The 22,212-nt window shown below is 64.0% G+C and carries 13 protein-coding genes; 4 read left to right on the top strand and 9 right to left on the bottom strand.

Features of this window, described 5'->3' with window-relative positions; all coding sequences use genetic code 11:
• Nucleotides 1-8: 8 nt before the first annotated feature.
• Entirely contained in the window at nucleotides 9-878 is an 870-nt protein-coding gene (gene rfbA / locus QMG72_RS00315; RefSeq protein WP_283479277.1) for a glucose-1-phosphate thymidylyltransferase RfbA, read from the top strand.
• 49 nt (nucleotides 879-927) lie between these two features.
• Nucleotides 928-2,913 carry a DUF6541 family protein gene (locus QMG72_RS00310; RefSeq protein ID WP_283479276.1) on the top strand — a complete coding sequence of 662 codons (1,986 nt, stop codon included), beginning with the start codon at nucleotides 928-930 and terminating at the stop codon, nucleotides 2,911-2,913.
• Nucleotides 2,914-2,954: 41 nt separating this feature from the next.
• Here the strand turns inward: QMG72_RS00310 and QMG72_RS00305 are convergent, their stop codons facing one another.
• From QMG72_RS00305 to glf, 6 genes are all read right to left on the bottom strand, one after another.
• On the bottom strand, nucleotides 2,955-3,284 hold the full coding sequence (locus tag QMG72_RS00305; protein WP_283479275.1) for a hypothetical protein: 330 nt from the start codon (nucleotides 3,282-3,284) through the stop codon (nucleotides 2,955-2,957).
• Nucleotides 3,285-3,597: 313 nt separating this feature from the next.
• Nucleotides 3,598-5,487 (bottom strand): hypothetical protein, encoded by a 1,890-nt coding sequence (locus QMG72_RS00300; RefSeq protein ID WP_283479715.1) that lies wholly within the window; start codon nucleotides 5,485-5,487, stop codon nucleotides 3,598-3,600.
• 217 nt (nucleotides 5,488-5,704) lie between these two features.
• Nucleotides 5,705-6,457 (bottom strand): ABC transporter ATP-binding protein, encoded by a 753-nt coding sequence (locus QMG72_RS00295; protein WP_253032355.1) that lies wholly within the window; start codon nucleotides 6,455-6,457, stop codon nucleotides 5,705-5,707.
• 1 nt (nucleotide 6,458) lies between these two features.
• Nucleotides 6,459-7,328: an ABC transporter permease gene (locus QMG72_RS00290; protein WP_282365187.1), complete on the bottom strand. Its 870-nt coding sequence runs from the start codon at nucleotides 7,326-7,328 to the stop codon at nucleotides 6,459-6,461.
• Complete coding sequence (locus QMG72_RS00285; protein ID WP_282360492.1) at nucleotides 7,329-9,320, bottom strand: glycosyltransferase; 1,992 nt, start codon at nucleotides 9,318-9,320, stop codon at nucleotides 7,329-7,331.
• The gene (gene glf, locus QMG72_RS00280; protein ID WP_282360493.1) at nucleotides 9,317-10,504 is read right to left on the bottom strand and encodes a UDP-galactopyranose mutase; all 1,188 of its coding nucleotides are present in this window, start codon (nucleotides 10,502-10,504) and stop codon (nucleotides 9,317-9,319) included. The genes QMG72_RS00285 and glf overlap by 4 nt, the downstream gene beginning before the upstream one ends.
• A gap of 242 nt (nucleotides 10,505-10,746) precedes the next feature.
• Here glf and QMG72_RS00275 point away from each other — a divergent pair, with 242 nt between their 5' ends.
• On the top strand, nucleotides 10,747-14,718 hold the full coding sequence (locus QMG72_RS00275; protein WP_283479273.1) for a type VII secretion EssC family protein: 3,972 nt from the start codon (nucleotides 10,747-10,749) through the stop codon (nucleotides 14,716-14,718).
• Here the strand turns inward: QMG72_RS00275 and QMG72_RS00270 are convergent.
• Complete coding sequence (locus QMG72_RS00270) at nucleotides 14,715-15,206, bottom strand: hypothetical protein (protein ID WP_396021306.1); 492 nt, start codon at nucleotides 15,204-15,206, stop codon at nucleotides 14,715-14,717. The genes QMG72_RS00275 and QMG72_RS00270 overlap by 4 nt on opposite strands.
• A gap of 239 nt (nucleotides 15,207-15,445) precedes the next feature.
• Here QMG72_RS00270 and QMG72_RS00265 point away from each other — a divergent pair, with 239 nt between their 5' ends.
• The gene (locus QMG72_RS00265) at nucleotides 15,446-15,694 is read left to right on the top strand and encodes a WhiB family transcriptional regulator (RefSeq protein ID WP_003804966.1); all 249 of its coding nucleotides are present in this window, start codon (nucleotides 15,446-15,448) and stop codon (nucleotides 15,692-15,694) included.
• Nucleotides 15,695-15,841: 147 nt separating this feature from the next.
• Here QMG72_RS00265 and QMG72_RS00260 read toward each other — a convergent pair whose 3' ends face one another.
• A complete protein-coding gene (locus QMG72_RS00260; RefSeq protein WP_226775776.1) occupies nucleotides 15,842-17,311 on the bottom strand; it encodes a sensor histidine kinase in 1,470 nt (489 codons plus the stop codon).
• Between the two features lie 31 nt (nucleotides 17,312-17,342).
• A complete protein-coding gene (locus QMG72_RS00255) occupies nucleotides 17,343-22,211 on the bottom strand; it encodes an NAD-glutamate dehydrogenase (RefSeq protein WP_283479260.1) in 4,869 nt (1,622 codons plus the stop codon).
• Between the last annotated feature and the right edge of the window lies 1 nt (nucleotide 22,212).

Below are 22,212 nucleotides of genomic sequence, written 5' to 3'. Positions count from 1 at the left end.
TTGGAGGCATGCGTGGAATAATCTTGGCCGGCGGAACCGGATCCCGGCTGCACCCGATCACCCTAGGCATCAGCAAGCAGCTCGTGCCCGTGTACGACAAGCCAATGATCTACTATCCCTTGTCGACCCTCATTCTCGCGGGCATCCGGGACATCCTCATCATCACCACGCCCCACGACGCGGAGCAGTTCCGGCGGCTCCTGGGCGATGGGTCCCAGTACGGTGTGAACCTCACGTACGTCCAGCAGCCTTCCCCCGACGGCCTGGCGCAGGCGTTTGTCCTCGGTGCCGACCACATCGGAAACGACACCGTGGCTCTCGTCCTCGGGGACAACATCTTCTATGGCCAGGGCATGGGTACGCAGCTGCGTCGGCATGCCAACATCGACGGCGGCGCCGTATTTGGCTACTGGGTCAAGGACCCTAAGGCCTACGGCGTGGTGGAGTTCGACGACGATGGGAAGGCACTCTCACTCGAAGAGAAGCCGGCTAAGCCGCGCAGCCACTACGCCGTGCCCGGCCTCTACTTCTACGACAACGATGTCATCGATATCGCCAAGAATCTTCAGCCCTCCCCCCGCGGGGAGCTTGAAATCACCGACGTCAACCGCACCTATCTGGAGCGCGGCAAGCTGAAGGTGGAAATCCTTCCCCGGGGCACTGCATGGCTGGACACCGGCACGTTCAACGACCTCAGCGACGCCTCGAACTTTATCCGGACGGTCGAGAACCGCCAAGGGCTCAAGATCGGCGCCCCCGAAGAGATCGCGTGGCGCAACGGCTTCCTCAGCGACGACGAACTGCGTGCACGGGCCGAGCCCCTCATCAAGAGCGGGTACGGCAGCTACCTGCTGGGGCTGCTGGACCAGTCCATCTGAAATGCCCCAGCAGGCCTATATCGCGAGTATATCGACGTGCGGTTGTTGAATGAGCTGGGCTGAAACCATCCCCTTCATCTTGGCCGCCGCTGTCTTCCTGGTCCTCCCGGGTGGTCTAGCCGCGGTTGGACTGGGCCTTCGTGGCCTCATGGCAGTCGCCGCGGCGCCGCCGATCACCGTAACGATCGCCGCGGTGCTCGCCGTCGCCCTGCCCTTTCTCGGCATCGCTTGGTCGTCGGTCGCCATCCTGCTGGGTGGCGTCGTCCTTGGCCTGGCTCTGGCGGGCGTCCGCTGGGCCAGCCGCGATAGCACACTGGCATCACAGCTGGCACCCAGGCTTCGGTTCGCTCGCGAATCCGGCTGGCTGGCAGCATCGTTCGTGGTCGGCGCCAGTCTCATCCTCGTGCAGCTCGCCATTGCCTTCGGTACCCCGGCCAGCTTCTCGCAGACCTTCGATAACGTCTTCCACCTCAACGGCGTGCGCTACATTCTGGAAACCGGCAGTGCGTCCTCCCTGACGATGTCATCGATGGCCAGTGGAGGCGCAGCACCGTACTTCTATCCTGCGGCGTGGCACGGCCTCGCCGCGGCCCTCATACAGCTCACTGGCGTGGCACTGCCCGTTGGCGTCAACCTCTTGAACATGGCCGTCGCCGCCGTCATGTGGCCGCTCGGCTGCATGATGTTGACCCGGATCGTGGCTGGTAACAGACCGGTCGCCGTCGCGTCCGCCGCCGTTCTCTCGGGGGTTTTTTCGGCGTTCCCCCTCATGTTGCTGGACTTCGGGGTGCTGTATCCAAACTTTCTGTCCGTCAGCATGTTGCCGGCATCGCTGGGCGCGGTGGCTGTGTTCTTCGGTCTCGGACGCGAATTGCCTGTCTCCCCGTGGGCACGCTTCGGCCTGCCTCTTGTGCTGATCCCGGGCGTGGCCCTGGCCCACCCCAACGGCTTCATGTCCTTGCTGGTTCTGTCCGTGCCCGTGGTCGCACAGTCCTACTGGCAGCGCTACGTCGGAAGACACCGGACGCGGGGCCGGGCGCTGGCCACCGTCGGCCTTGTGGGTTTCGCGGGCCTGCTCATCGTGCTGTGGAAATTCATCCGTCCTCCGCAGGACGCTGCCTTCTGGGGTCCGATGCAGTCTGCGCTGGGCGCTGCGTTTGAGGTGGTGGCCAACTCTGCGATGAACCGGCCCGTTGCGCCGGCAGTCAGTATCCTGATGCTCGTCGGGCTCGCCCTGTCTGTGCGCCGCCAGCGCAACTTCTGGCTCCTCGCCTGCTTCGGGATTACGGCCATACTATTCGTGATTGTCTCGGGTACGCCTATCAGCGACTTCCGGAGCCGGGTGACAGGCGTCTGGTACAACGACAGCTACCGGCTAGCCGCGCTACTGCCGTTGACTGCGGTCCCGTTTGCCGCACTCGGCGTAGACGCGATAGCCGCCCGCCTGCGCAGCTTCTTGTACGGCGCGAGGACGTCCGCAACTGCACGCGGTCGCAGCGGCAGGCTGACAGGCGTGCGTGCCGTCATGCTCGCCTGCGGCGCTGTGCTCGTGGCCGCCGCGGCGGTGGCCTCCCAGCTGCCCTCGACGGCGGCAGCAGTGCGCTCAGCCCGCGTCAACTACCAAGAGACTCCCGACTCCCCCCTCGTATCCACAGACGAGCAGGCGGTCATCGACCAACTCCCGGAGCTAGTTCCCCAAGGCTCCGTGATCGCCGTCAATCCGTGGACGGGCGCCGCGCTTGCCTATGCGCTGGCGGACCGCGATACGACCGCCAAACATGTCCTCACGGCAAATTCGAAAGACGTTGAACTCCTGAACGCGCGGCTGCGGGACGCTGGGACCGACCCTTCCATCTGCGAGGCTATCCTACGCACGGGGGTGCACTACGTTCTAGATTTCGGGACTAAGGAAGTGCACGGCGGGAACCATGCATTTCCCGGGCTCGCGGACCTGGACGCATCCACCTCTGTGCAGCCGGTGTTCCGCCAAGGTAACGCAAGCCTGTACAAAGTAACGGCCTGCGGCGGCAGCTGAAGGGCAACCGGCACGACAGTCTGCGCGGGGCCGCCGAAGGTTCAGGGCAGGCGCGCTAACTCGGCAAGCTTGGTCTTCACATCCGGACCCGGCGTCGCCGCCGCCGGTGCGGCCAGGGTGAGCCGGGTAACCCGTAGGCCGTCCTGGATTTCGAGCACGTACTCTGTGGTGCCGGATAAGAGATTGGTCGAATACCACGCTTTGCCCATCCCCGCGACCGGCTCCGGGGACATCATCAGCCGTGGTAACCCGAGACTGTCAAGGGCCGCTTGGTCCGGCACTATCGTCGTCGAGATCAAAAGCGACTTTGCGGGGTCCGACCCTTGGCCGGCGGGTGGTGCCGACAGCCCGTAGGTGCAGGTGATCTCCACAACCCCAAGCTTCGAGGAGGATTTCGCCTCGGGCGGCTGGAGGCCAGAGGCCACCGGGCCCAGAACCCTCCGGATGCCGTCCAACGCGGGGGTGGAGCAATCCCCGGGGCGCACAGGCATCACCGTACGCCCGTCATGTGTCGTCGCGTCGTCCCCGGGCGAGGTGTCCGAAGTTCCTGTCGGCGAAGGCGCCGGCACGGCCGCGACGTTGGATTGGGTGGGGTCGGAGGACATGGTCCCGGTGCACGCGGTCAACAAAAGACTTGCCGCCGCTGCGCTAAACATCAACCCACGGCGGGGACGGCGTTTTGTGTCAGTTGAAAATGTCATATGCGACTCCCATAACGAAGCGGTCGCCTGCGTGCGCAGTCCTCATGAACTGCAGCAGGTCTCCGTCGTTCAGTGAGATGCAGCCCCAAGTCGGGACGTTGTTTCCGTGAAGGAAGATGGCAAATCCTGCGTTCATCGTGATCGGCGTATCCGGCGGCCGGTTGTAATTGATAACTACGCCCTGCCGGTAATCATGTGACGCACGCGTGGCGTAATACCACATGTTCTCATCCGGGAATACGTCCGAGCTGGACTCAAAGTAGTTGTTGTAGTTTGCGTTAAGCTGACCGCCCCAGCGGGAGAATGGATTCAATGTTCGGTAGTACAAGGCGGTTCCAGGATTGCCCAGACCGAAGCCCTCCGTCACTGTGAAGCTGCCTGTGGGCGAGTACTTCTGCCATGTCGGGCCGGTCGGCCAGCCGGGGGCTCCAAAGCCGGATTCCCCGGCATGACCGAACGCGCCCCATTCTTTGGCATAGCTGCCGTCGGCCTGCCGCACACAGGTGATCAAGGTGATTCGGGTGGAGCCATAGTCATCAGCGATAGAGAAAGTGACCCGTTCGGCGCCGTTAGTTGGGTACTGGACCGCGCCCGAGTTCAGGGCCGGGCAGTAGGCGCCCGCTGAGAGCCGGTAGCGCACACCGCTGCCGGGGATCCATTCCAGCACACCGTACTGGAATGACTGGCTACAAAACCCGCCGGCGGCGCACGCCTCTGCAGTCACCGGATAGCCGAGAGCGCCGTCCTGAGCCTTACGGGCTGCGTAGAAATAGCCTATGCCGCCCCAGACAGCCTGTGTGCCGGCTCCCGCGGCGTAGTAGATACGTCCGCGCTGGAACGCCTGTGAGCAACCGCCGTCTCGCAGTCCGCACTTCTCGCCTGCCAACGGATATCCCAAGTAGCTGCCGTGCGCGCCTAGCTCCTGGTACCGGGCGTTAATGGCGCCCCATACAGGCACAGTTCCGACTCCGGGTGCGAAATACATCGATCCCCGCTGAAAATTCTGCACGCAAGCCCCACCCGGCAGGCCGCACTGTTCTGCCCCCTTCGGATATCCAAGGTAGCCCCATGAGCCGCCCCAAGCGTCGTAGGCAGCTGCCACGGCACCCCAGATCTGCCAAGTTCCGGACGGACCGAAGTATATCAGGCCGCGCTGGAAATGCTGCACGCAAGAGCCTGCAGGCTGACCACACTTCTCAGCCTCCACGGGATAGCCGAGGTATCCGTTCTGTCCTCCAAGTGCATCATAAGTCGCGTTTATGCCACCCCAGACCGGGAAGGTGCCGCGGTCCGGGACCGAGATGAGCTTCCCCCGTTGAAATGCCTGCTGGCAAAGTGCGCTCGTGCCCACGCAAGTGGCATCTGCGGTCGGATACGCCAGGTAGCTGTTGACGCCGCCGTATTTTACCCACGCCGCCTCGATTGGCCCGGCCATCAGGTGGGCGCCGGTTGCCGGACTCCACGCGATCGTGCCGTGGGCGAATGTCTGCAGGCAGCCGCCGTTGGCCAAGCCACAAAGCTGCGCTGCGGTGGCTGGGCCAACCGCCCCGGAGTCACCACCGAGCCTCTGATGCTCGGCACCGATGGGCCCGGGCACTGTAAACACTGCGGCGGCCGCTGCGGCCGGATCGGAAACTTCCAGGCTCGGAGCCACGGGGGCCGGGGTCGCCGTCGGCTCCGGCGAGGCTGTTGGCGGGGCTGGTGCTGCTGTCGAAGTAGGCGACGGAGCGGCGGGTGGGGGGTCAGCCGGCGGTGTCGGCGCCGGTGCCGTACCCGATGCAGACGGGCCCGGCTTTGTGGCCGAGGGGCTGGCTGTGGGCGTCACAGTAACGGTTTCCGTGGCGGTATCCGCCACTGCCGGCCCTTGGGCCATACCAACGAGGCAAAGGCCGCCGGCCACAGCTACCGCCACGGTCTTGCGGACCTTCGCCACTGCAGTGCGGCGTCGGCTCCCGGCCCATCGGTCCCGTTGTTTTTCTGGTCCCAACATTGTCATCGATCGCGCTCCCGTATCCCCCAGTACGGGGCACGTTCCCCGTTTCCGCCCCATCCTATTCGACGCCGGCCCGAGGTGGAATGCCACACGGCCGCTAGGCCACGGCTGATCTCCGCCGGAGCTCCGCAACGACGTCGTGCACCTCTGCGTCCATCACGACCTCGCCGTGTTCGAGCAGCACCCCGCGTTCACAGACCGTCGCCACCAAATCCAGGTCGTGGCTCACCACAAAGAGCGTCTTGCCCTTCTCGGCCAACTCCTGGATCTTCGCGATGCACTTACGCTGAAACGGCTCATCGCCGACGGCAAGGATCTCATCAATGAGGAAGACCTCCGGGTCGGTGTGCACCGCGATGGAAAATGCCAAACGCAGGTACATACCCGACGAGTAGAACTTCACTTCGGTGTCAATGAATTCACCGATTTCCGAGAACTCCACGATGGAATCAAACATCTCATCGATCTGCTTTTCCGACATGCCCAGAATCGCACCGTTGAGATAAACGTTGTCACGTCCGCTGAGGTCATGGTGGAAGCCCGCGCCGACCTCGATCAGCCCGGCTACCCGCCCCCGGGTCCGCACCGTGCCGGCGTCAGGCTGCAGCACACCGGAAATCAACTTCAGGAGGGTGGATTTACCGGAACCGTTCAGGCCCAGCAGGGCAACCGTTTCGCCTTGCTTGACCTCAAGGGAGACGTGGTTCAACGCCTGGAACTTCTTCGACAGATCTCCCTTGCGGCCCCTGACAAGCCAGACCAAGGCCTCCTTCAGGGAGCGCGTGTGCCGCAGGACGAACTGCTTGCGGACGCCAATACAGCTGATGGCAACGTGGCCGTGGGACGTCATTTCAGAGCTCCTGTGCGAAGTGGACGGAAAGCCGGCGGAACATCAGCTGGCCAAGGAACAGGATTGCCACAGACATGACCAGGGAAACCGGAAGCCAGAAGCTCAAGAGATCCGGGGGCATGGTATCCCCCACGAGCTGGTTCGCCTTCAGGGTCGGCTCCCAAAAAGCCCAGTGGAAAACTTCGACGGCAGTTGTCATCGGGTTGAGCTGATAAACCCAAAACCACGGTCCCATAACCTGTTGGACCATGGTCCACACGTAAAGAACCGGCGAAGCCCACGTGACAACCATAACGATCATGTCCACGATGTTTTCGGAGTCGCGGAAGTAGACGTTGACAGCACCGAACATCAGGCCCAAGCCGGTAGCCAGGATCGCCACCATCACAAAGATCAGGACCGCCGCCAATATCTGCACGATTGACGGTGTCCACCCGACAACCAGGCAGGCAGCAATAAGTACCAACAACTGAGGCAGGAAATGGGCGGCTGACACCCACACGGTTGCGACTGGAAACAGCTCCCGCGGCAGGTAGATCTTCCGAATGAGGTCGCGGTTGTCCACTATCGACCGGGTGGCGTTGGACAATGACTCCGTAAAGAAGTTAACCAGCACAATGCCCGAAAAGAGATAGATCGCGTAGTTGGGCGTCCCCCGCTCAAGATTCAGGAAAATACCCAGCGCGATGAAGTAGATCATGAACTGCATCAGCGGTTTGACATAGGACCACATCAGACCAAGCACCGAACCGCGATAGCGGATCTTTATCTCTTTGCGTACCAGCAGCTTCAACAGGAAGCGATCACCGTAGACATCGAGCAGTCCGCGGCCACGTCCGGGCTTGACCAACTGGTCCACAGGGCCGGCCATCTATTGCCCACCCTTGGTGTCGGCGTCGAACGTCCTTTTCCAGGCTTCCATCGAGGTAATTCGTGGAACGGCCTCCCGGTACTGCTCGGCCAACTTGTCCCACTCCCGGTACAGCCGAAGGTGCAAACGGGTGGCCTCGGCCAGCATCGACTTGAGCTTCTTGGGGTCACGCCGGTACCAGGAGGCACCTGTTCCCTCGGCGTTGGACACCACAACACTGTCGTAGTGGGCAAGCCTGAACCAGCGGTTGTCCCGGTGGGCCAGGAATCCCTGCGGACGTTCGGCGCTCTCCGGCGCGGGAGCCTTGACGAGCTGACGCGAGACTGTCTTGATGCCCCAGGGAACCAGGTCCTTTTTGCGCGGCATTCCGATCGGCGCACCACCCATTGGGCCGCGGCCCAATTTCGGAGCCGGGAAGTCGTCCACGTCATCCTTCAGCTGGGCGTCCGTGTACTGGGACTTGAGGGCGTTGATCTCCGGAAGCCTGGACGCCAGGACCTGATGCAGAGCGTCGGGTCCTCTGAAGATGTCTTTCAGTGCCTCGATGCGGCCGTGCTCGGTGAAATACTGCATCGACACAAGATGCTTGACGTCGGCCTGGACCGATTCCCTGAGGACCCGTCCGCCCTTGGGATAGGGGCTGTGAACGAGCGTGGTTATCAGCCGGTTGCGTTCGTGGAAGTACGACTGCCAGCCGACCATGTCGTCCTTATCCGCCCACGACACATGCCACACCGCTGCGCCCGGCAGTGACACGGTCGCGAACCCGGCTTCCCTAGCCCGGAGACCGTATTCGGCGTCGTCCCATTTGATGAACAGCGGGAGGGCCAGCCCGATTTCCTTGATCACCTTCGTGGGGACCAGACACATCCACCAGCCGTTGTAGTCGACGTCCACCCTGCGATGCAGCCAGGCGGTCTGGCGGAGGTTCGCGACGCTAAAGTCATGGCGAAGCTCCATGTCCGCATGTGGCTGCGCCGGCACAATCCGGTAAGGGTCGACCACCTCGCCAAAGGTGTGCAGGACGCTGCGGTTATACAGGTCAAACATGTGCCCCCCGATGATGGTGGGCTTCCGGCAGTGGTCGGCAAAGGTCAAGAGCCGAACGATACTTTCCGGCTCGACGACGATGTCGTCGTCGAGCAGCAACACGTAATCGCTGCCGTTCTCCACCGCCTCGTACATTCCACGGGCAAAACCGCCGGACCCGCCCAAGTTCGCCTGATTAATGACCCGTAGCTTGCCCCCGAGTGAGGCCTGGACCTCGGCGAACCCCTCTTGGTCTTCCACCTTTTGCGTGCCCTGGTCCACGATCAGGATTTCCTTGACGTTGGCCAGGACGTCGAGGTTAGCTGCGAGGATGCGGGCGTTGTTGAGGCAGTAATCGGGCTTGTTCATTGTCGTGATTTCGAGGGTCACCTGGCCGCGGCTGCCGGTGAGATCGTGAGACTCCCACTGGCCGGCCTCAAGCACGAGGTCCGTGGAACTCGCTGCCAGATCAAACCAGTACCAGCCGCCGTCGCCGAACGGCTTGAGCGATAACTCGAAAACCGAAGTGGACTCGCCGTCAACGTGGCGCCCATCGACCCGCTGAACCGACCCGCGGGCATTGGACTTGTAAACGGTGACCGCTCCGCTGCCGGTTGTCCGAACGACCAGCCGGATGTCACGGACCGAGGTCCACCGTCGCCAGTAGCTTGCCGGAAATGCGTTGAAATAGGTGCCGAACGATATTTGCTCGCCGGACCGCACCCGCATGGACTCACGCGAGAGCAAGTCCTCGAAGTGCGCCTCGCTCCCCCCGGAGCTGAACATCTGCAGTTTGTCCTCGGGCAGCTTCGGCGAGCGGGCAAGTTCGTCGTTCTCCCGCAGCCGGATGCCGCTGGCGGGCCCGGCGTCCACGTACAGCGGGATAGTGTCGGTCTGGTCACCCGACGGAAGGATTACCCGTTGGATCCGTGCCCAATCAGTAGTTTCGTCCGCGGCGCTCATGCGTCGACCCCTCCGCTTTCAATTTTGGCGCCACCATCGAAATGCGGGCGGATCTTATTATCGAACATGGTCAGTGCCGACCCGATGGCCATGTGCATGTCCAGATACTTGTATGTGCCCAGACGACCCCCGAACAGGACATCCTGCTCGGCGGCGGCGAGATCGCGGTACTTGAGCAGCCGTTCGCGGTCCGCTGCGGTGTTGATCGGGTAGTAGGGTTCGTCGCCCTTTTCTGCTGCCCGCGAGAACTCGCGCATAATAACGGTCTTTTCCGTCTGGTAGTCGCGCTCCGGGTGGAAGTGCCGTGGCTCAATGATGCGGGTGTAGGCCACGTCGGCGTCGTTGTAGTTGACCACTGACGTTCCCTGGAAGTCTCCGACGTCGAGGATTTCTTCTTCGAAGTCGATGGTGCGCCAGGAGAGGTCGCCCTCGGCGAAGTCAAAGTAGCGGTCGACCGGGCCGGTGTAGATGACCGGGATGTTGCCGACAACATTGTTTTTGCTGTACTCGTGCGACTCGTCAAAGAAGTCGGTGTTGAGCCGGACCTCGATATTCGGGTGCTCCGCCATCTTCTCGATCCACGCGGTGTAGCCGTTGGTCGGGAGACCTTCGTACTTGTCGTTGAAGTACCGGTTGTCGTAGTTGTAGCGAACCGGGAGCCGGGAAATGATGCCCGCGGGCAGGTCCTTGGGGTCCGTCTGCCATTGCTTGCCGGTGTAGTGCTTGATGAAGGCCTCGTACAGCGGACGGCCGATCAGCTGGATGCCCTTGTCGTTCAGGTTCTGCGGATCCGTGCCGGCAAGTTCCCCGGCCTGTTCCTTGATCAGTTCCTGGGCCTCGCCCGGGGTCAGGTTGGCGCGGAAGAACTGGTTGATGGTCGCCAGGTTGATCGGCAGGGAGTAGACCTCGCCCTTGTGAACGCCGTACACCTTGTGAACGTAGTTGGTGAAGGTGGTGAAGCGGTTCACGTACTCCCAGACACGCTCGTTGGAGGTGTGGAAGAGGTGCGCGCCGTAGCGGTGCACCTCGATGCCGGTCTGCTCTTCTCTTTCGCTGTAGGCATTTCCGCCAATGTGGTGCCGGCGGTCGATAACAACGACCTTCAAGCCCAGCTCTGTGGCGGCCTGTTCTGCGATTGTCAGGCCAAAGAAGCCCGACCCTACGATGACGAGGTCAGCGGTCACAAACTCTCCTGGTTCGAATGCGGGCAGCGCAATCTTGCGCATTGTCTGCTGGTCCAGCCTACCCGAGACACGGTGTGAACCCGCGAATCGCGGCCCGCGTCCAGGCCCGCGGACCGTCCTGTCGCGGGGCAGTTTTCCCTCCGTCGGCACCGCTTTCCACATAGCCGGATTCCCGCGTGCCGCAACGCCGCATCGCCGCCTACCGTGGGATCAAACGACACCCCGGGAAAGGACCCAACCCGATGCTGCTGCATTGCACACTGGTTCCCGCCCCGGGGTCGGCACTGACCTCCGGACCTGCGGAACTGGCCATCGAACTGCCGGCTACCTGCCCCGGCGCGGACCTCGAAGCGGCTATCTCCAGACGTTACGGGACCGGGGCGCTGACCGTGGACCGGGTGCCCGTGGCCGCTTTGACGCCCGGGAAAGTCCCCCTCGTTGCCGGTGCCATCCTGGTGGACGGCGCTGCGCCGCCCACGATTGTGGACCCGCCAACGCTCGTGCTGACCGTGCACAGTGGCCCGGGTGCGGGCCTGATCTTTCCGTTGCGGCGGGGGCGGTTCCGAATCGGTCGCAGCGGCACCGAGATCGTCATTCCGGACGCCGAGCTGTCCCGGGAACATGCCCGGCTGGACGTGACTGACTCCGCCGTCAGCCTCGTCGATCTCGGCAGCGCCAACGGGGTCCGCGTCGACGGACGGAAAGTACAGTCGGCGCCCGTCTCCACGGAGTCGGCGATCCGGTGCGGCGGTTCGTCGATGTCCCTGGTTTTCGGCGATTCCCTCGACGCCGGCATTCCGGCCTTTGCCGGGTCCGACATCTCAGCACCGTTGGTGCTCAGCAACCCCGCGGCCCACAGCAACAGGGCGGCCCTGCTGCTGTCAGCGGGCCTGCCCCTCTGCCTCGGAGTGGGCCTGGCCGTCCTCACCGGAATGTGGGTGTTCCTCGCTTTTACTGCCCTGTCAGCCGTGTCCATTCTGGTGCCCGTGTTTTCGGGCCGAAGGCAGCGCCGAGAACTGCGGGCCGCCGTGGCCGCCGCGGCGCGCCAGGACCGCGAACGACGGCGGCGAGCCGCGCCCTCCGCCGGCGAACTGTCGCTGGGGGCTCGTTTCCTTGCAGCGGATCGCGGGGTGTCATCCGCAATTGCCACAGGACCTGTCTGGTTGCGGCTCGGCCAGGCACCGCAACGCGCGAATATCGGTCTGGAACCACCGGATTCCGGATTCCAGCCACCGTTGCTCGGCCTGGTGCCTGTGACACTCAATCCAGCGACCAGGCTGACCAGTGTGCGTGGCCCCGAAACCGCCGTGTCCGGACTGGTCAGATCCTGCCTGCTGCAACTTGCCAGCTACCCCGCAGCCGGGCGAACCAAAATCCTCATCCACGGCCCAACCGCCGCCCTTTATGCCGCACGCTTCCTGCCGTCAGTCGTGCTCTCCGCACAGGAGACATCCACGCTGGAAATCCTCGCAACCGGCCCGGGCCCGGGCTACGAGCGCGGGGTGCTGGTGATCGTCACGACAATGGGGCGGGACAGGCTGTGTTCGGCTGCGGCAGGCCACGGCTGGCAGGTTTTCCACTGCTCCGAAGGTCCTGCTGCTGCCGCCGCTGGTTCGGTCCTCGAGCTCACCGAGCGAACCGCTGTGCTTTCGTCCGGTCACTCCGCGGTGGAGTTCATTCCCGATCTTGTTCCAGCCGGCGTCTTCGACCGGGCCTGCCGCCGGATCGGCGGACAGAACCCTGAGCAGGCTCCGCCAAAAGGCCTTCCGGATGCCTGCTTCATGGCGGAGCTGATGCCAGCCTCAGCGGCGGAAATCTCCGCACGCTGGGCCGCCTCAGCACACGCCCCCGGACTTCCAGTGCTGGTCGGCGTCGGAACGTCCGGCCCACTGTGGCTGGACCTCCAGGCCGACGGCCCCCATTTCCTGGTGGCGGGGACCACCGGCTCGGGCAAATCCGAATTGTTGCGGACCATGGCGGTCGGGTTGGTGGGCCATTACCCGCCCGATCGCGTCAACCTGCTGTTTATTGATTTCAAAGGCGGCTCCGGCCTGCGACCGTTGGCAGCCCTGACACACTGCGTCGGACTGCTCACGGATCTCGACCAGGGTGAAGTGGAGCGCACGCTCGTATCACTGCGGGCGGAAGTACGCCGCAGGGAAGAGCTCCTTGACTCGTACCGGGCTGCCGACCTCATTGCCTATGAATCGCTTCAACCCGCGGCGCCGCCGCTGCCCCATCTGGTGCTTATCATCGACGAATTCAGAATGCTGGTAGAGGAAGCCCCGGAAGCGCTGGCCGAGCTCCTGCGGGTAGCTGCAATCGGCCGCTCGCTTGGGATTCATCTCATCATGGCCACCCAGCGACCCCAGGGCGCCGTTTCCGCAGACATCCGTGCGAACGTGACCAGCCGTGTCGCCCTGCGGGTCCAATCCGAACTGGAGTCCCTCGACATCATCAATTCACGGCTGGCGGCAGCCATCCCGATTGCGCGGCCGGGACGCGCCTACCTGGTCCGCGGCAGCGAAGCGCCGGAAGAGTTTCAGACCGCCACGACCACGCCGCTCCCGTCCGAGGCTGCCGGCTGGCCAAGTGTGATGGAGGTCAGTGAATTCCTCAACCGCCCGGCGGTCGAACCGTGCGCCGCCCGCGCCGCATCGCCACCGTCCCTGGCCATAACCCACCTGACGGAAACAGTCCGGGCTGCCTGGGCGGCAATCGGCGGTGGGGAGCCGCGCCGTCCGGTGGCAACACCGCTCCCCGGTAAAGTGCCGTTTCCGACGGATGGCAGCCGCGGCCGGATCCGGCTGGGGTTGTTGGACCTTCCCAGGGAACAACGAGTGGCAGAGTTCGACTGGCATCCGGGCACCCACGGCCACCTCGGACTGATCCCGGGACTCAATGGAGGTGCCGACACCGTCCTGGAGCTCATTGTGAATCAGCTGCTTGGCTGCGATGACGAATCCCACATGTATCTCCTGGATGCCACAGGTTCATTCAGCGCCATGTCCACCGCCGCTAGAGTGGGCGCAGTTGTCGGGCTGCACGAACTCCGGCGGGCCGCGCGGGTCCTCGAACGCGTCTCGGAAGAAATGACACGAAGGCTGGGCCTTGCCCAGCCGGCGGACCTGCCTGTCCTCGTCCTCGTCCTGTGCGGTTGGGGGTCCTGGGTGTCGGCGTTTCGGGCCGGACCCCTGGCCTGGGCCGAAGACCTGGTCCACAACATCGTCCGGGATGGTGCCCGCGCCGGGATTGCGGTGCTCGCGGCGGGGGAACGCGAGCTCGTGACCGCACGGTTCTTCGCCGCCGTGCCCAACCGGATTTTCCTGCCTGCCGGTTCGACCGAGGAAGCGCGGCTCGGTTGGCCCCGGCTGCCCGCCGGCGGGACGGCCGGAGATCGAGTGGTCGTTTTTGGACCAATGTCTGTCTCCCCTTCTCCTTGCGGGCACGTGGGACAACTCTTCGGGCCCCGCCCGCCGGCAGTCGGCGGCGAGGCCTGTCTCTCGCGAATCCGGCCGTTCCGCATCGAGCCCCTTCCATCACGGGTCACGGTCAGCGAAGTCCACGCGCGGTCCGGTCCAGTAAGTGCGGGCAGCAGCGAGGCAACGCCCCGCCCGGGCCCGCCTGCCTCGAACGGGCAGCTTTGCCTCGGCGTCCAGGGCGACGAACTCTGCGCTGTGGGAATCCCGTTACCTCCGGGCGCAGTCCTAGCGGTCCTCGGTGGGCACCTGTCGGGGAAGAGCTCGCTTCTATCGGCCCTTCCCGGGCTCAACCCGGCAGCCACTTGGCTCCGGCCCCCGTCAGCGACGGATCTGGAGGAGTACTGGGCAGGCACGTACGACGCCGCGCTCGCCGGGGTGCTGGACCCTGCGGCGGTCCTGCTGGCGGACGACCTCGACCTGCAGTCAGCTGAAACCAATCGCCGGCTGGTCCTGTTGAACAACCTGGGCTGGCGCGTGGTCCTGACGGCAGGCTTTAACCCCGCCATTCGGCAACGGGTACCACTGGCCCAGAATGCCGCGGGCTACGGAAGGGGCGTCCTGCTCGCCCCGCGGTCGGTGCTGGACGGAGACTTGTTCGGAGTCAGGTTCGATCTGGAGCCCAGCCCTCCCCCGGGCCGCGCGGTCCTGATTTCGGAAGGTCGGGCCCGGGCGGTGCAGTTGGCGTTCGATCCTGCAGCAGACAGCAGCAGGGATCAGACGGGACCTGGCTAGAGGGCCGGCGGAGCCCCGCCTGCCCGTGATGCGAACACGATGACTCGCTTGTCAAACAGCAAAATAATGGCGGTAACCGCAGGCACCAGCAGGGCCAAGCCCGCCAGGGGATAGCCGCCGGACATCGTGGGAAAGCCGATGGTGAGCGCAAAAAGCTGGGCCACCAGCGCACCAGATCGCGGCCACCGGTACCCGCGGAACAGGAACGTGGACACGGCCACAAGCCAGGCAGCGAAGACCAACAGCAGCCCCAGCGTGAAGACTGCACCCCAGAAGGAGAGCACCGGGGCTCCGGTAACTAACTGGCTTCCGTACCAGATGGCGGCAACCAGCAGCGCGGTCGCTTCCAGCGCCACGATGACAGCAATGACCAGGATTCCTGCCGGCCGGCCGCGAACGCTGCCGGCGGGCCCGCCGGAAGGGCTTCCCGCAGGGCCGTTCCCGCGGTCAGCGGCAGGTTCGGAGGGGTTTTCAGAGGCTCTTGACACACTGGCACAGTACCGGACATAGTCGACTGGACGTGAGGGCCCGGCCGCACATTGTGATGCATCGCTCACGAGGGCGCGGCATTTTGCATGCTAGTACCCCTTGTTTACGCAGCGTTAACATGACACGCTTAATTCAGATGATTGAGGGGGCCCCACCGGGCCCCTTTCTTATGAAGCCTCTAGTGAATAATTTCACAAAGGCAAAACTGACTGCCCAGGAAATGGAGTGACTGATCAGCATGGATTGGCGTAACCGCGCAGCGTGCCTTGACAAGGACCCGGAGCTTTTCTTCCCCGTAGGAAACACCGGCCCTGCCCTCCTGCAGATCGAGGAAGCCAAAAGTGTTTGCCGTCGATGCCCCGTCGTTGACACGTGCCTTCAGTGGGCCCTCGAATCCGGGCAGGACGCCGGCGTCTGGGGCGGCATGAGCGAAGACGAGCGACGTGCCCTCAAGCGGCGCGCGGCTCGTGCCCGCCGCGCCTCCTGACACCAGCTGCTGGCCGCCGGTAGAACCGGCACCCAGCCTTTACAGGCAGGAACAAGAAATGGCCGCAGACTCACGTCTGCGGCCATTGCTCGTTAACCGCCATGGTCCCGCCCCCGGCGTCCGCCCTGGCCGACGGGCTAGGACGGGCTAGGACGTGGCCAGACTCAAGACGATCTCGACTGCCGTCCCGCCGCTGTCACGGGCCTTCCACTGGATACTGCCGCCCAGTTCGCTCGTCACCAGGGTACGGACGATCTGCAGACCGAGGCCCTCCACATAGGGTGTAGCGGGGATGCCGACGCCGTCGTCCGCTACCGTGACGGTGAGCAGCTCCTCGCCGTCCTCGCCCTCGGAGCGGTCCGCCATTAGCCAGACCGTTCCGGTCCTGCCCTCCAGCCCATGTTCAACGGCGTTGGTCACCAACTCGTTGATCACTAAGGCCAGCGGCGTCGCAAAGTCGCTCGGCAGCTCACCAAACAGTCCCGAGCGTGCTGTCTTCACCTGCTGCGACGGCGACGCCACCTCAGCCGAGAGCCTGAACTGGCGTCCGATAAGTTCGTCGAAGTCGACGCTCTGGGTCAGGCCCTGGGACAGCGTCTCATGCACGAGGGCGATCGTGGCCACTCGCCGCATCGCCTGCTCAAGCCCCTGCTTTGCCTCATCGCTGACCATGCGCCGCGACTGCATCCGCAGCAGCGCGGCAACGGTCTGCAGGTTGTTCTTCACCCGGTGGTGGATCTCCCGAATCGTGGCGTCTTTCGTCACGAGCTCCATCTCGCGGCGCCGCAGTTCGCTGACGTCGCGGCAGAGCACGAGGGCGCCGAAGCGCCGCTGTTCATCCCGCAGCGGAATCGCCCGCAAGGACAGACTGACCCCGCGGGACTCGATTTCACTGCGCCACGGCATACGCCCTGTGACGACCAGCGGAAGGGTTTCATCCACCAGACGACGGTCCTTCAGCAAACCTGCGGTTACCTCGGCCAGGCTCCTGCCCTCAAGTGACTCGCCGTCTCCCAGCCGTCGGAATGCGGACACCCCGTTGGGGCTCGCGTACTGGACGATGCCCTCGGCGTCGAGCCTGATCAGACCGTCCCCAACGCGCGGCGCCCCGCGGCGCGAACCGGTGGGCGAGGCGAAATCGGGCCACAGCCCCAGTGTTCCCATCCGCAACAGATCGTAAGCGCATTGCCGGTAAGTCAACTCCAGCCGCGACGGCATGCGGGAGCTGGAGAGATCCATGTGGGTGGTGACGATGGCAAGGGTCCGGCCGTTGCGGACCATTGGCACGGCCTCGACCCGAAGAGCCGTGTCGCTGCTCCAGTTGGTCTCGTTGGAGCGCTCGATAGTCCGGCTCTCCCACGCCTTCTCAACGAGGGGCAACAGGTCCGAACGGATCCCCTCCCCCACGAAATCGGCGTGGAACACCGTATGCGTGGTGGAGGGGCGGACGTGCGCCAGTGCCACGTAGCCGAACTCGGGATGCGGAAACCACAGCGCCAGGTCAGCGAACGCCAAGTCGGCGACCATCTGCCAGTCCCCGACGAGCAGGTGGAGCCACTCGGCATCCCCCGGCCCGAAATCAGCATGCTCCCTGATAGGGTCCGTAAAGATTGCCACAGCACCTCCATAGTCGAACGCCGGCGGCTGCCTAGCGTCGAACGATTGACCTCAAGAGCCTCAATGCTACCGACAGTGAAGCCATGTCATCGGCCTCAAGCGCGTTCACTTCATCAAACATGCTCTTCGCCCGGCTCAGCTGCTCCGCATTCTGGTTCTCCCAGGCCACAAGCCGCTCCTCTGCCGGTACACCCCGCGGCGTTGCCTCCAGCACGGCCGTCGTCATATCCGAAACGGTCGAGTACAGGTCGTCGCGCAGGGCCGCCCGGGCCAGAGCCTGCCAGCGGTCCCGCCGGGGCAGCTTGGTGATTCGCTCAAGCAGGGAATCGGCGTGGAAGTGGTTGAACAGGGCGTAGTAGACATGCGCGATGTCCTCTACCGGTTCCGGGCTGGCGTGGACGATCTTGGCGATGTCGAGCAGCACAAAGCTTTCGAACAGTTCGGCCCACCGATGGGCCAGTTGCTCCGGCAGGCCCCACGCGCGGGCCGTCTCCAGCCATTCGGCCACCCGGTCACGGTCACCGCCGCGCAGGTAGTCCAGCAGGCGCGCACGCATCGGATCCATCAGCGGCTTGAACTCGGCCACGGTCTCGGCAATTGGCCGGGAGCCGTTGCTTTGGCTCAGGACCCACCGCACGGCCCGGTCCAGAAGCCTGCGGATATCCAAATGGACGGTGCTCCAGTGCTCCGTCGGGAAAGAAGCGGGCAACGCATTGAGCTCCCCGACCATAACGTCCAGTTCATAGACTTCACGGAGGGCCAGGAAGGCCTTGGCAACAGCGGCCTCGGACGCGGAGGTTTCTTCCATGGCACGGAAGGCAAAGGTGATGCCGCCCATGTTAATCATGTCGTTCGCCACCACTGTCGCGATGATTTCCCGGCGCAGCGGATGGGTGTCCAGCTCCGCATCGAACCTCTCACGCAACTGCTTCGGGAAATAAGCACGCAGGGTTGACCGGAACCACGGGTCCTCGGAGAGGTCGCTGTCCCGGAGCGCCGAGGCAAGCTCGATTTTGGCGTAGGCCGCCAGGACGGACAGCTCCGGTGAGGTCAGTCCCTGGCCCTGTTCGAGCCGCTCGCGCAACGTCTCCGTTGTCGGCAGCGCCTCCAGATCACGCTTGAGGTCGGCCGACTTCTCCAGCCAGTCCATCAGGCGTTCGTAGCTGGGGCTCCATTCGGAGACCCGCATCCGGTCATTGAGCAGCAGGATGTTCTGGTCGATATTGTCCTCAAGGACGAGCCGGCCGACTTCGTCGGTCATCGAGGCCAGGAACTCCGATCGCTCCGCAGGATCCAGCTTCCCGGCGGCAACCATCCGGTCCACGAAGATCTTGATGTTCACCTCGTGGTCGGAGCAGTCCACCCCGGCAGAGTTGTCGATCGCATCGCTGTTCAGGATGACGCCCTGCAGGGCGGCCTCGATGCGGCCGCGCTGGGTCATGCCCAGGTTGCCGCCCTCACCGACCACCTTCACGCGCAGTTCACGGCCATCGACGCGGATGGAGTCGTTGGCTTTGTCACCGACCTCGGCATTGGTTTCCGTAGCGGCCTTGACATAGGTGCCGATCCCGCCGTTATAGAGCAGGTCGGCCGGGGCGAGCAGGATCGCTCGCAGCAGTTCGGGCGGGCTGAGCCTGGTCGTCCCGTCGGGAAGCCCCAGTGCGGAACGGACCTGGGCCGAGACCGCGATCGACTTTGCCTGGCGGGCAAAAACTCCGCCACCTTCGCTGATCAGCGTTTTGTTGTAGTCGTCCCAGGATGAACGGGGCAGCTCAAAGAGACGCTGGCGCTCGGCGAAGGAGACGGCCTCGTCCGGGGTCGGATCGAGGAAAATGTGCCGGTGGTCAAAGGCCGCGAGCAGCCGGATATGCTTCGACAAGAGCATACCGTTGCCGAACACGTCCCCTGACATGTCGCCGACACCGACGACCGTGAACGGCTCGGACTGGGTGTCCAGGTCCAGCTCGCTGAAGTGCCGCTTAACGGATTCCCAGGCACCCCGGGCGGTGATGCCCATCGCCTTGTGGTCGTAGCCGACCGATCCGCCGGAGGCGAAAGCGTCACCAAGCCAGTACCCGTACTCCGCGGCGAGGCCGTTGGCGATGTCGGAGAATGACGCAGTTCCCTTGTCAGCTGCAACAACAAGGTAGGAATCGTCGTCGTCATGGCGTACGACGTCGGCCGGCGGCACCAGCTGCTCGCCGGCTGTTGTTGTCACGAGGTTGTCCGTGATGTCCAAGAGACCGCGGATAAACGTCTTGTAGCTTGCGATGCCCTCCGCCATCCACGCGCTGCGGTCCGCCGCGGGGTCGGGGAGCTGTTTAGCGTAGAACCCGCCTTTGGCGCCGGTGGGCACGATCACTGCGTTTTTGACCGTTTGGGCCTTGACCAGTCCAAGGATCTCGGTGCGGAAATCCTCCCGGCGGTCCGACCAGCGCAGGCCGCCGCGGGCCACCTTGCCGAATCGCAGGTGGACGCCCTCTACCCGGGGCGAGTAGACCCAGATCTCGAACATGGGAGTCGGGAACGGCAGGCCTTCAATTGCTGACGGGTTCAGCTTGAAACTCAGGTGGGCCTTGTTCTGGTAGTAGTTGGTCCGCAGGGTCGCCTGGATCAGGTTCTTGAAGGTCCGCAGCACGCGGTCGGCGTCGAGGGTTGCGACCCGCTCGATCGCAGCATCCAATCCGACGATGACCTCGTCCTGCCGGCTGCGGCGTTCGTCCTCACCCAACGAAGGATCGAAGCGGGCTTCGAACAGTGCACTGAGCCCGCGGTTGACGTCGGGGTTAGCCAGCAGCGTATCTGCCAGGAATCCGTAAGAGTTGGTGTTGCCCATCTGCCGCATGTACTTGGCGTACGCGCGCAGGACGACCACCTGGCGCCAGCGCATCCCTTCGCGAAGCACCAGCCGGTCGAAGCTGTCCGATTCCACGGCACCGGACACGGCAGCAGAGAAGGCCTCCGCGAGCAACTCCCCCGTTTCCAGGGGGTCAACCCCGGCGGGGTACTTCAGGCCCAAGTCATACAGGAAGAAGTCACGGTGGTCCGCGGTCTCGATTTCGAACGGACGCTCGTCCAGGACCTCCAAGCCCAGGTTGTGGAAATACGGCAGGATTTGGCTCAGGCTTTTGGGCTCGAGCATGTAGAGCTTGACGCGGGCGTCCTCTTCAAGGGTCGCTCCGGCACCATCGGGGAGATAGACGTGGACGCCGGACTGTTCTTGGACTTCGTGCGCGCTGTCCTGGGCTCCGGCTCCGTACTTCTCGAAGCGGGCGATGTCCTCCAGGGCATCCTCCACCTCGTAGTCGACCCGGTAACTCGCCGGGAAAGCCTCGGCCCACACAGCGGCGAGCTCCTTGGCACCGTCCTCCTTGAGGCCCCCGTCGGCGCGGGTGTGCAGGACCTCGGAGATGCCTTCGCTCCACGAACGGGCCGCGCGGACCAGCCTCTTTTCGAGATCTTCGCTATTGACGGTGCTGACATCAGAGTTCTTCGGGAGCCTGATCCGGAAGAAGAGCCGCGCCAGCGCGGACTCAGTCATCCGCGCCTCGAAATCGATGGAGACCGCATCGAAAGTGTCGCGCAGCTCCTTCTCGATGCGCAGGCGGACGTTCGTGGTGTAACGGTCGCGCGGAAGGTACACAAGAGCGGACATAAAGCGACCGTAGAGGTCCGGCCGCAGGAACAGCCGGGTGCGGCGTCGTTCCTGCAATCGCTGGATGCCCGTGGCAATGGCAGCCAGGTCGGGTATTTCGATCTGGAAAAGCTCGTCGCGGGGGTACGTTTCGAGGATGCCCAGGAGGTCCTTGCCGGAGTGTGAATCCGGCGGGAAGCCGGCATCGCTCAGTACTGCGGCGACCTTCTCGCGCACCACCGGGATATCACGCACGGACCCCGCATAGGCAGTGGTGGCAAAGAGCCCGATGAAGCGGCGTTCACCGTTGACGTTGCCGGCAGCATCGAAGCTCTTGACGCCGATGTAGTCCAGGTAGGCGGAGCGGTGGACCGTGGAGCGCGAGTTGGCCTTGGTGATAACAAGTGCGCGCTTTTCGCGGGCCTTCTTCCGGCCCGTCTCCGTGAGGTGCTGAATCTGGTGCGGGGTCTCTGCCCCGCTGCGCAGCAGCCCAAGACCGCTTTCTTCCCGGGGTTCCAGGACGTCCTCTCCGGATTCATTCGTGAGGTCGTATTCGCGGTACCCGAGGAAGGTGAAATTGCCGTCATCCAGCCAGCGGAGCAGCGCCTGGGCCTGGCGGAGTTCGGCGATCTGCGCGTCACCGGGGAGCGTATCCAGGTCGTCGGCGATCTGAAGGGCCCGGTTCCGCATCTTCGGCCAGTCCTCGACGGCGGCGCGGACATCGGCGAGTACCCGTCCGATTCCCGCTGTCAGCGCTGCGCGCTTTTCCTCGTCCACGGGGTCAATTTCGACGGCGATCCATGATTCCATGTGGGAGGCGTTATCCCCCTGGGCGATCAGGTGCGAAAGGTTGGGCATCGCGGCGGTGTCGCCGCTGGAAATGCCCAGGTGCGAGGGGACGCGTGAGACTTTGACGAGTTCGCCGCTTTCCCGGTTGCGGGTCACAACGAACAGCGGATGAATCACGAGTCGGATGGGGGCGTTCTGCCGGACGAGTTCGGCGTTCACCGAATCAACCAGGAACGGCATATCGTCGGTGACGATGTAGACAACACTGCGGTCAGCTTCATCGGCGATGGTGATGTTAGCGGTGCCCGGGAGCCGTTTGGCCGCCGTCTGGCGGTGCATCGCCGCCCGTTCCGAGAGCAATGCCTCAGGATAAGCCAAGGCATCTTCTTCGGCTAGGTGCTCGTAGTAGTCCCTCAGGTAGCCTGCCCCGGCACCGATCGAAACGGGTTGATCCTCCACGCTGGACCCAGACGACATC

Source organism: Pseudarthrobacter sp. PH31-O2, assembly GCF_030063265.1.
Lineage (GTDB): Bacteria > Actinomycetota > Actinomycetes > Actinomycetales > Micrococcaceae > Arthrobacter.
The sequence above is the reverse complement of the archived record's forward strand: the minus strand, read 5'-3'. Positions and strand labels throughout refer to the sequence as shown.

Bases quoted from the DNA above. Each gene is read 5' to 3' on its own strand.
- QMG72_RS00290 (WP_282365187.1), bottom strand. From the start codon at position 7,328: ATGGCCGGCCCTGTGGACCAGTTGGTCAAGCCCGGACGTGGCCGCGGA.
- QMG72_RS00275 (WP_283479273.1), top strand. From the start codon at position 10,747: ATGCTGCTGCATTGCACACTGGTTCCCGCCCCGGGGTCGGCACTGACC.
- QMG72_RS00310 (WP_283479276.1), top strand. From the start codon at position 928: ATGAGCTGGGCTGAAACCATCCCCTTCATCTTGGCCGCCGCTGTCTTC.
- rfbA (WP_283479277.1), top strand. From the start codon at position 9: ATGCGTGGAATAATCTTGGCCGGCGGAACCGGATCCCGGCTGCACCCG.
- QMG72_RS00265 (WP_003804966.1), top strand. From the start codon at position 15,446: ATGGATTGGCGTAACCGCGCAGCGTGCCTTGACAAGGACCCGGAGCTT.
- QMG72_RS00300 (WP_283479715.1), bottom strand. From the start codon at position 5,487: ATGGCCCAAGGGCCGGCAGTGGCGGATACCGCCACGGAAACCGTTACT.
- QMG72_RS00295 (WP_253032355.1), bottom strand. From the start codon at position 6,457: ATGACGTCCCACGGCCACGTTGCCATCAGCTGTATTGGCGTCCGCAAG.
- QMG72_RS00255 (WP_283479260.1), bottom strand. From the start codon at position 22,211: ATGTCGTCTGGGTCCAGCGTGGAGGATCAACCCGTTTCGATCGGTGCC.
- QMG72_RS00285 (WP_282360492.1), bottom strand. From the start codon at position 9,320: ATGAGCGCCGCGGACGAAACTACTGATTGGGCACGGATCCAACGGGTA.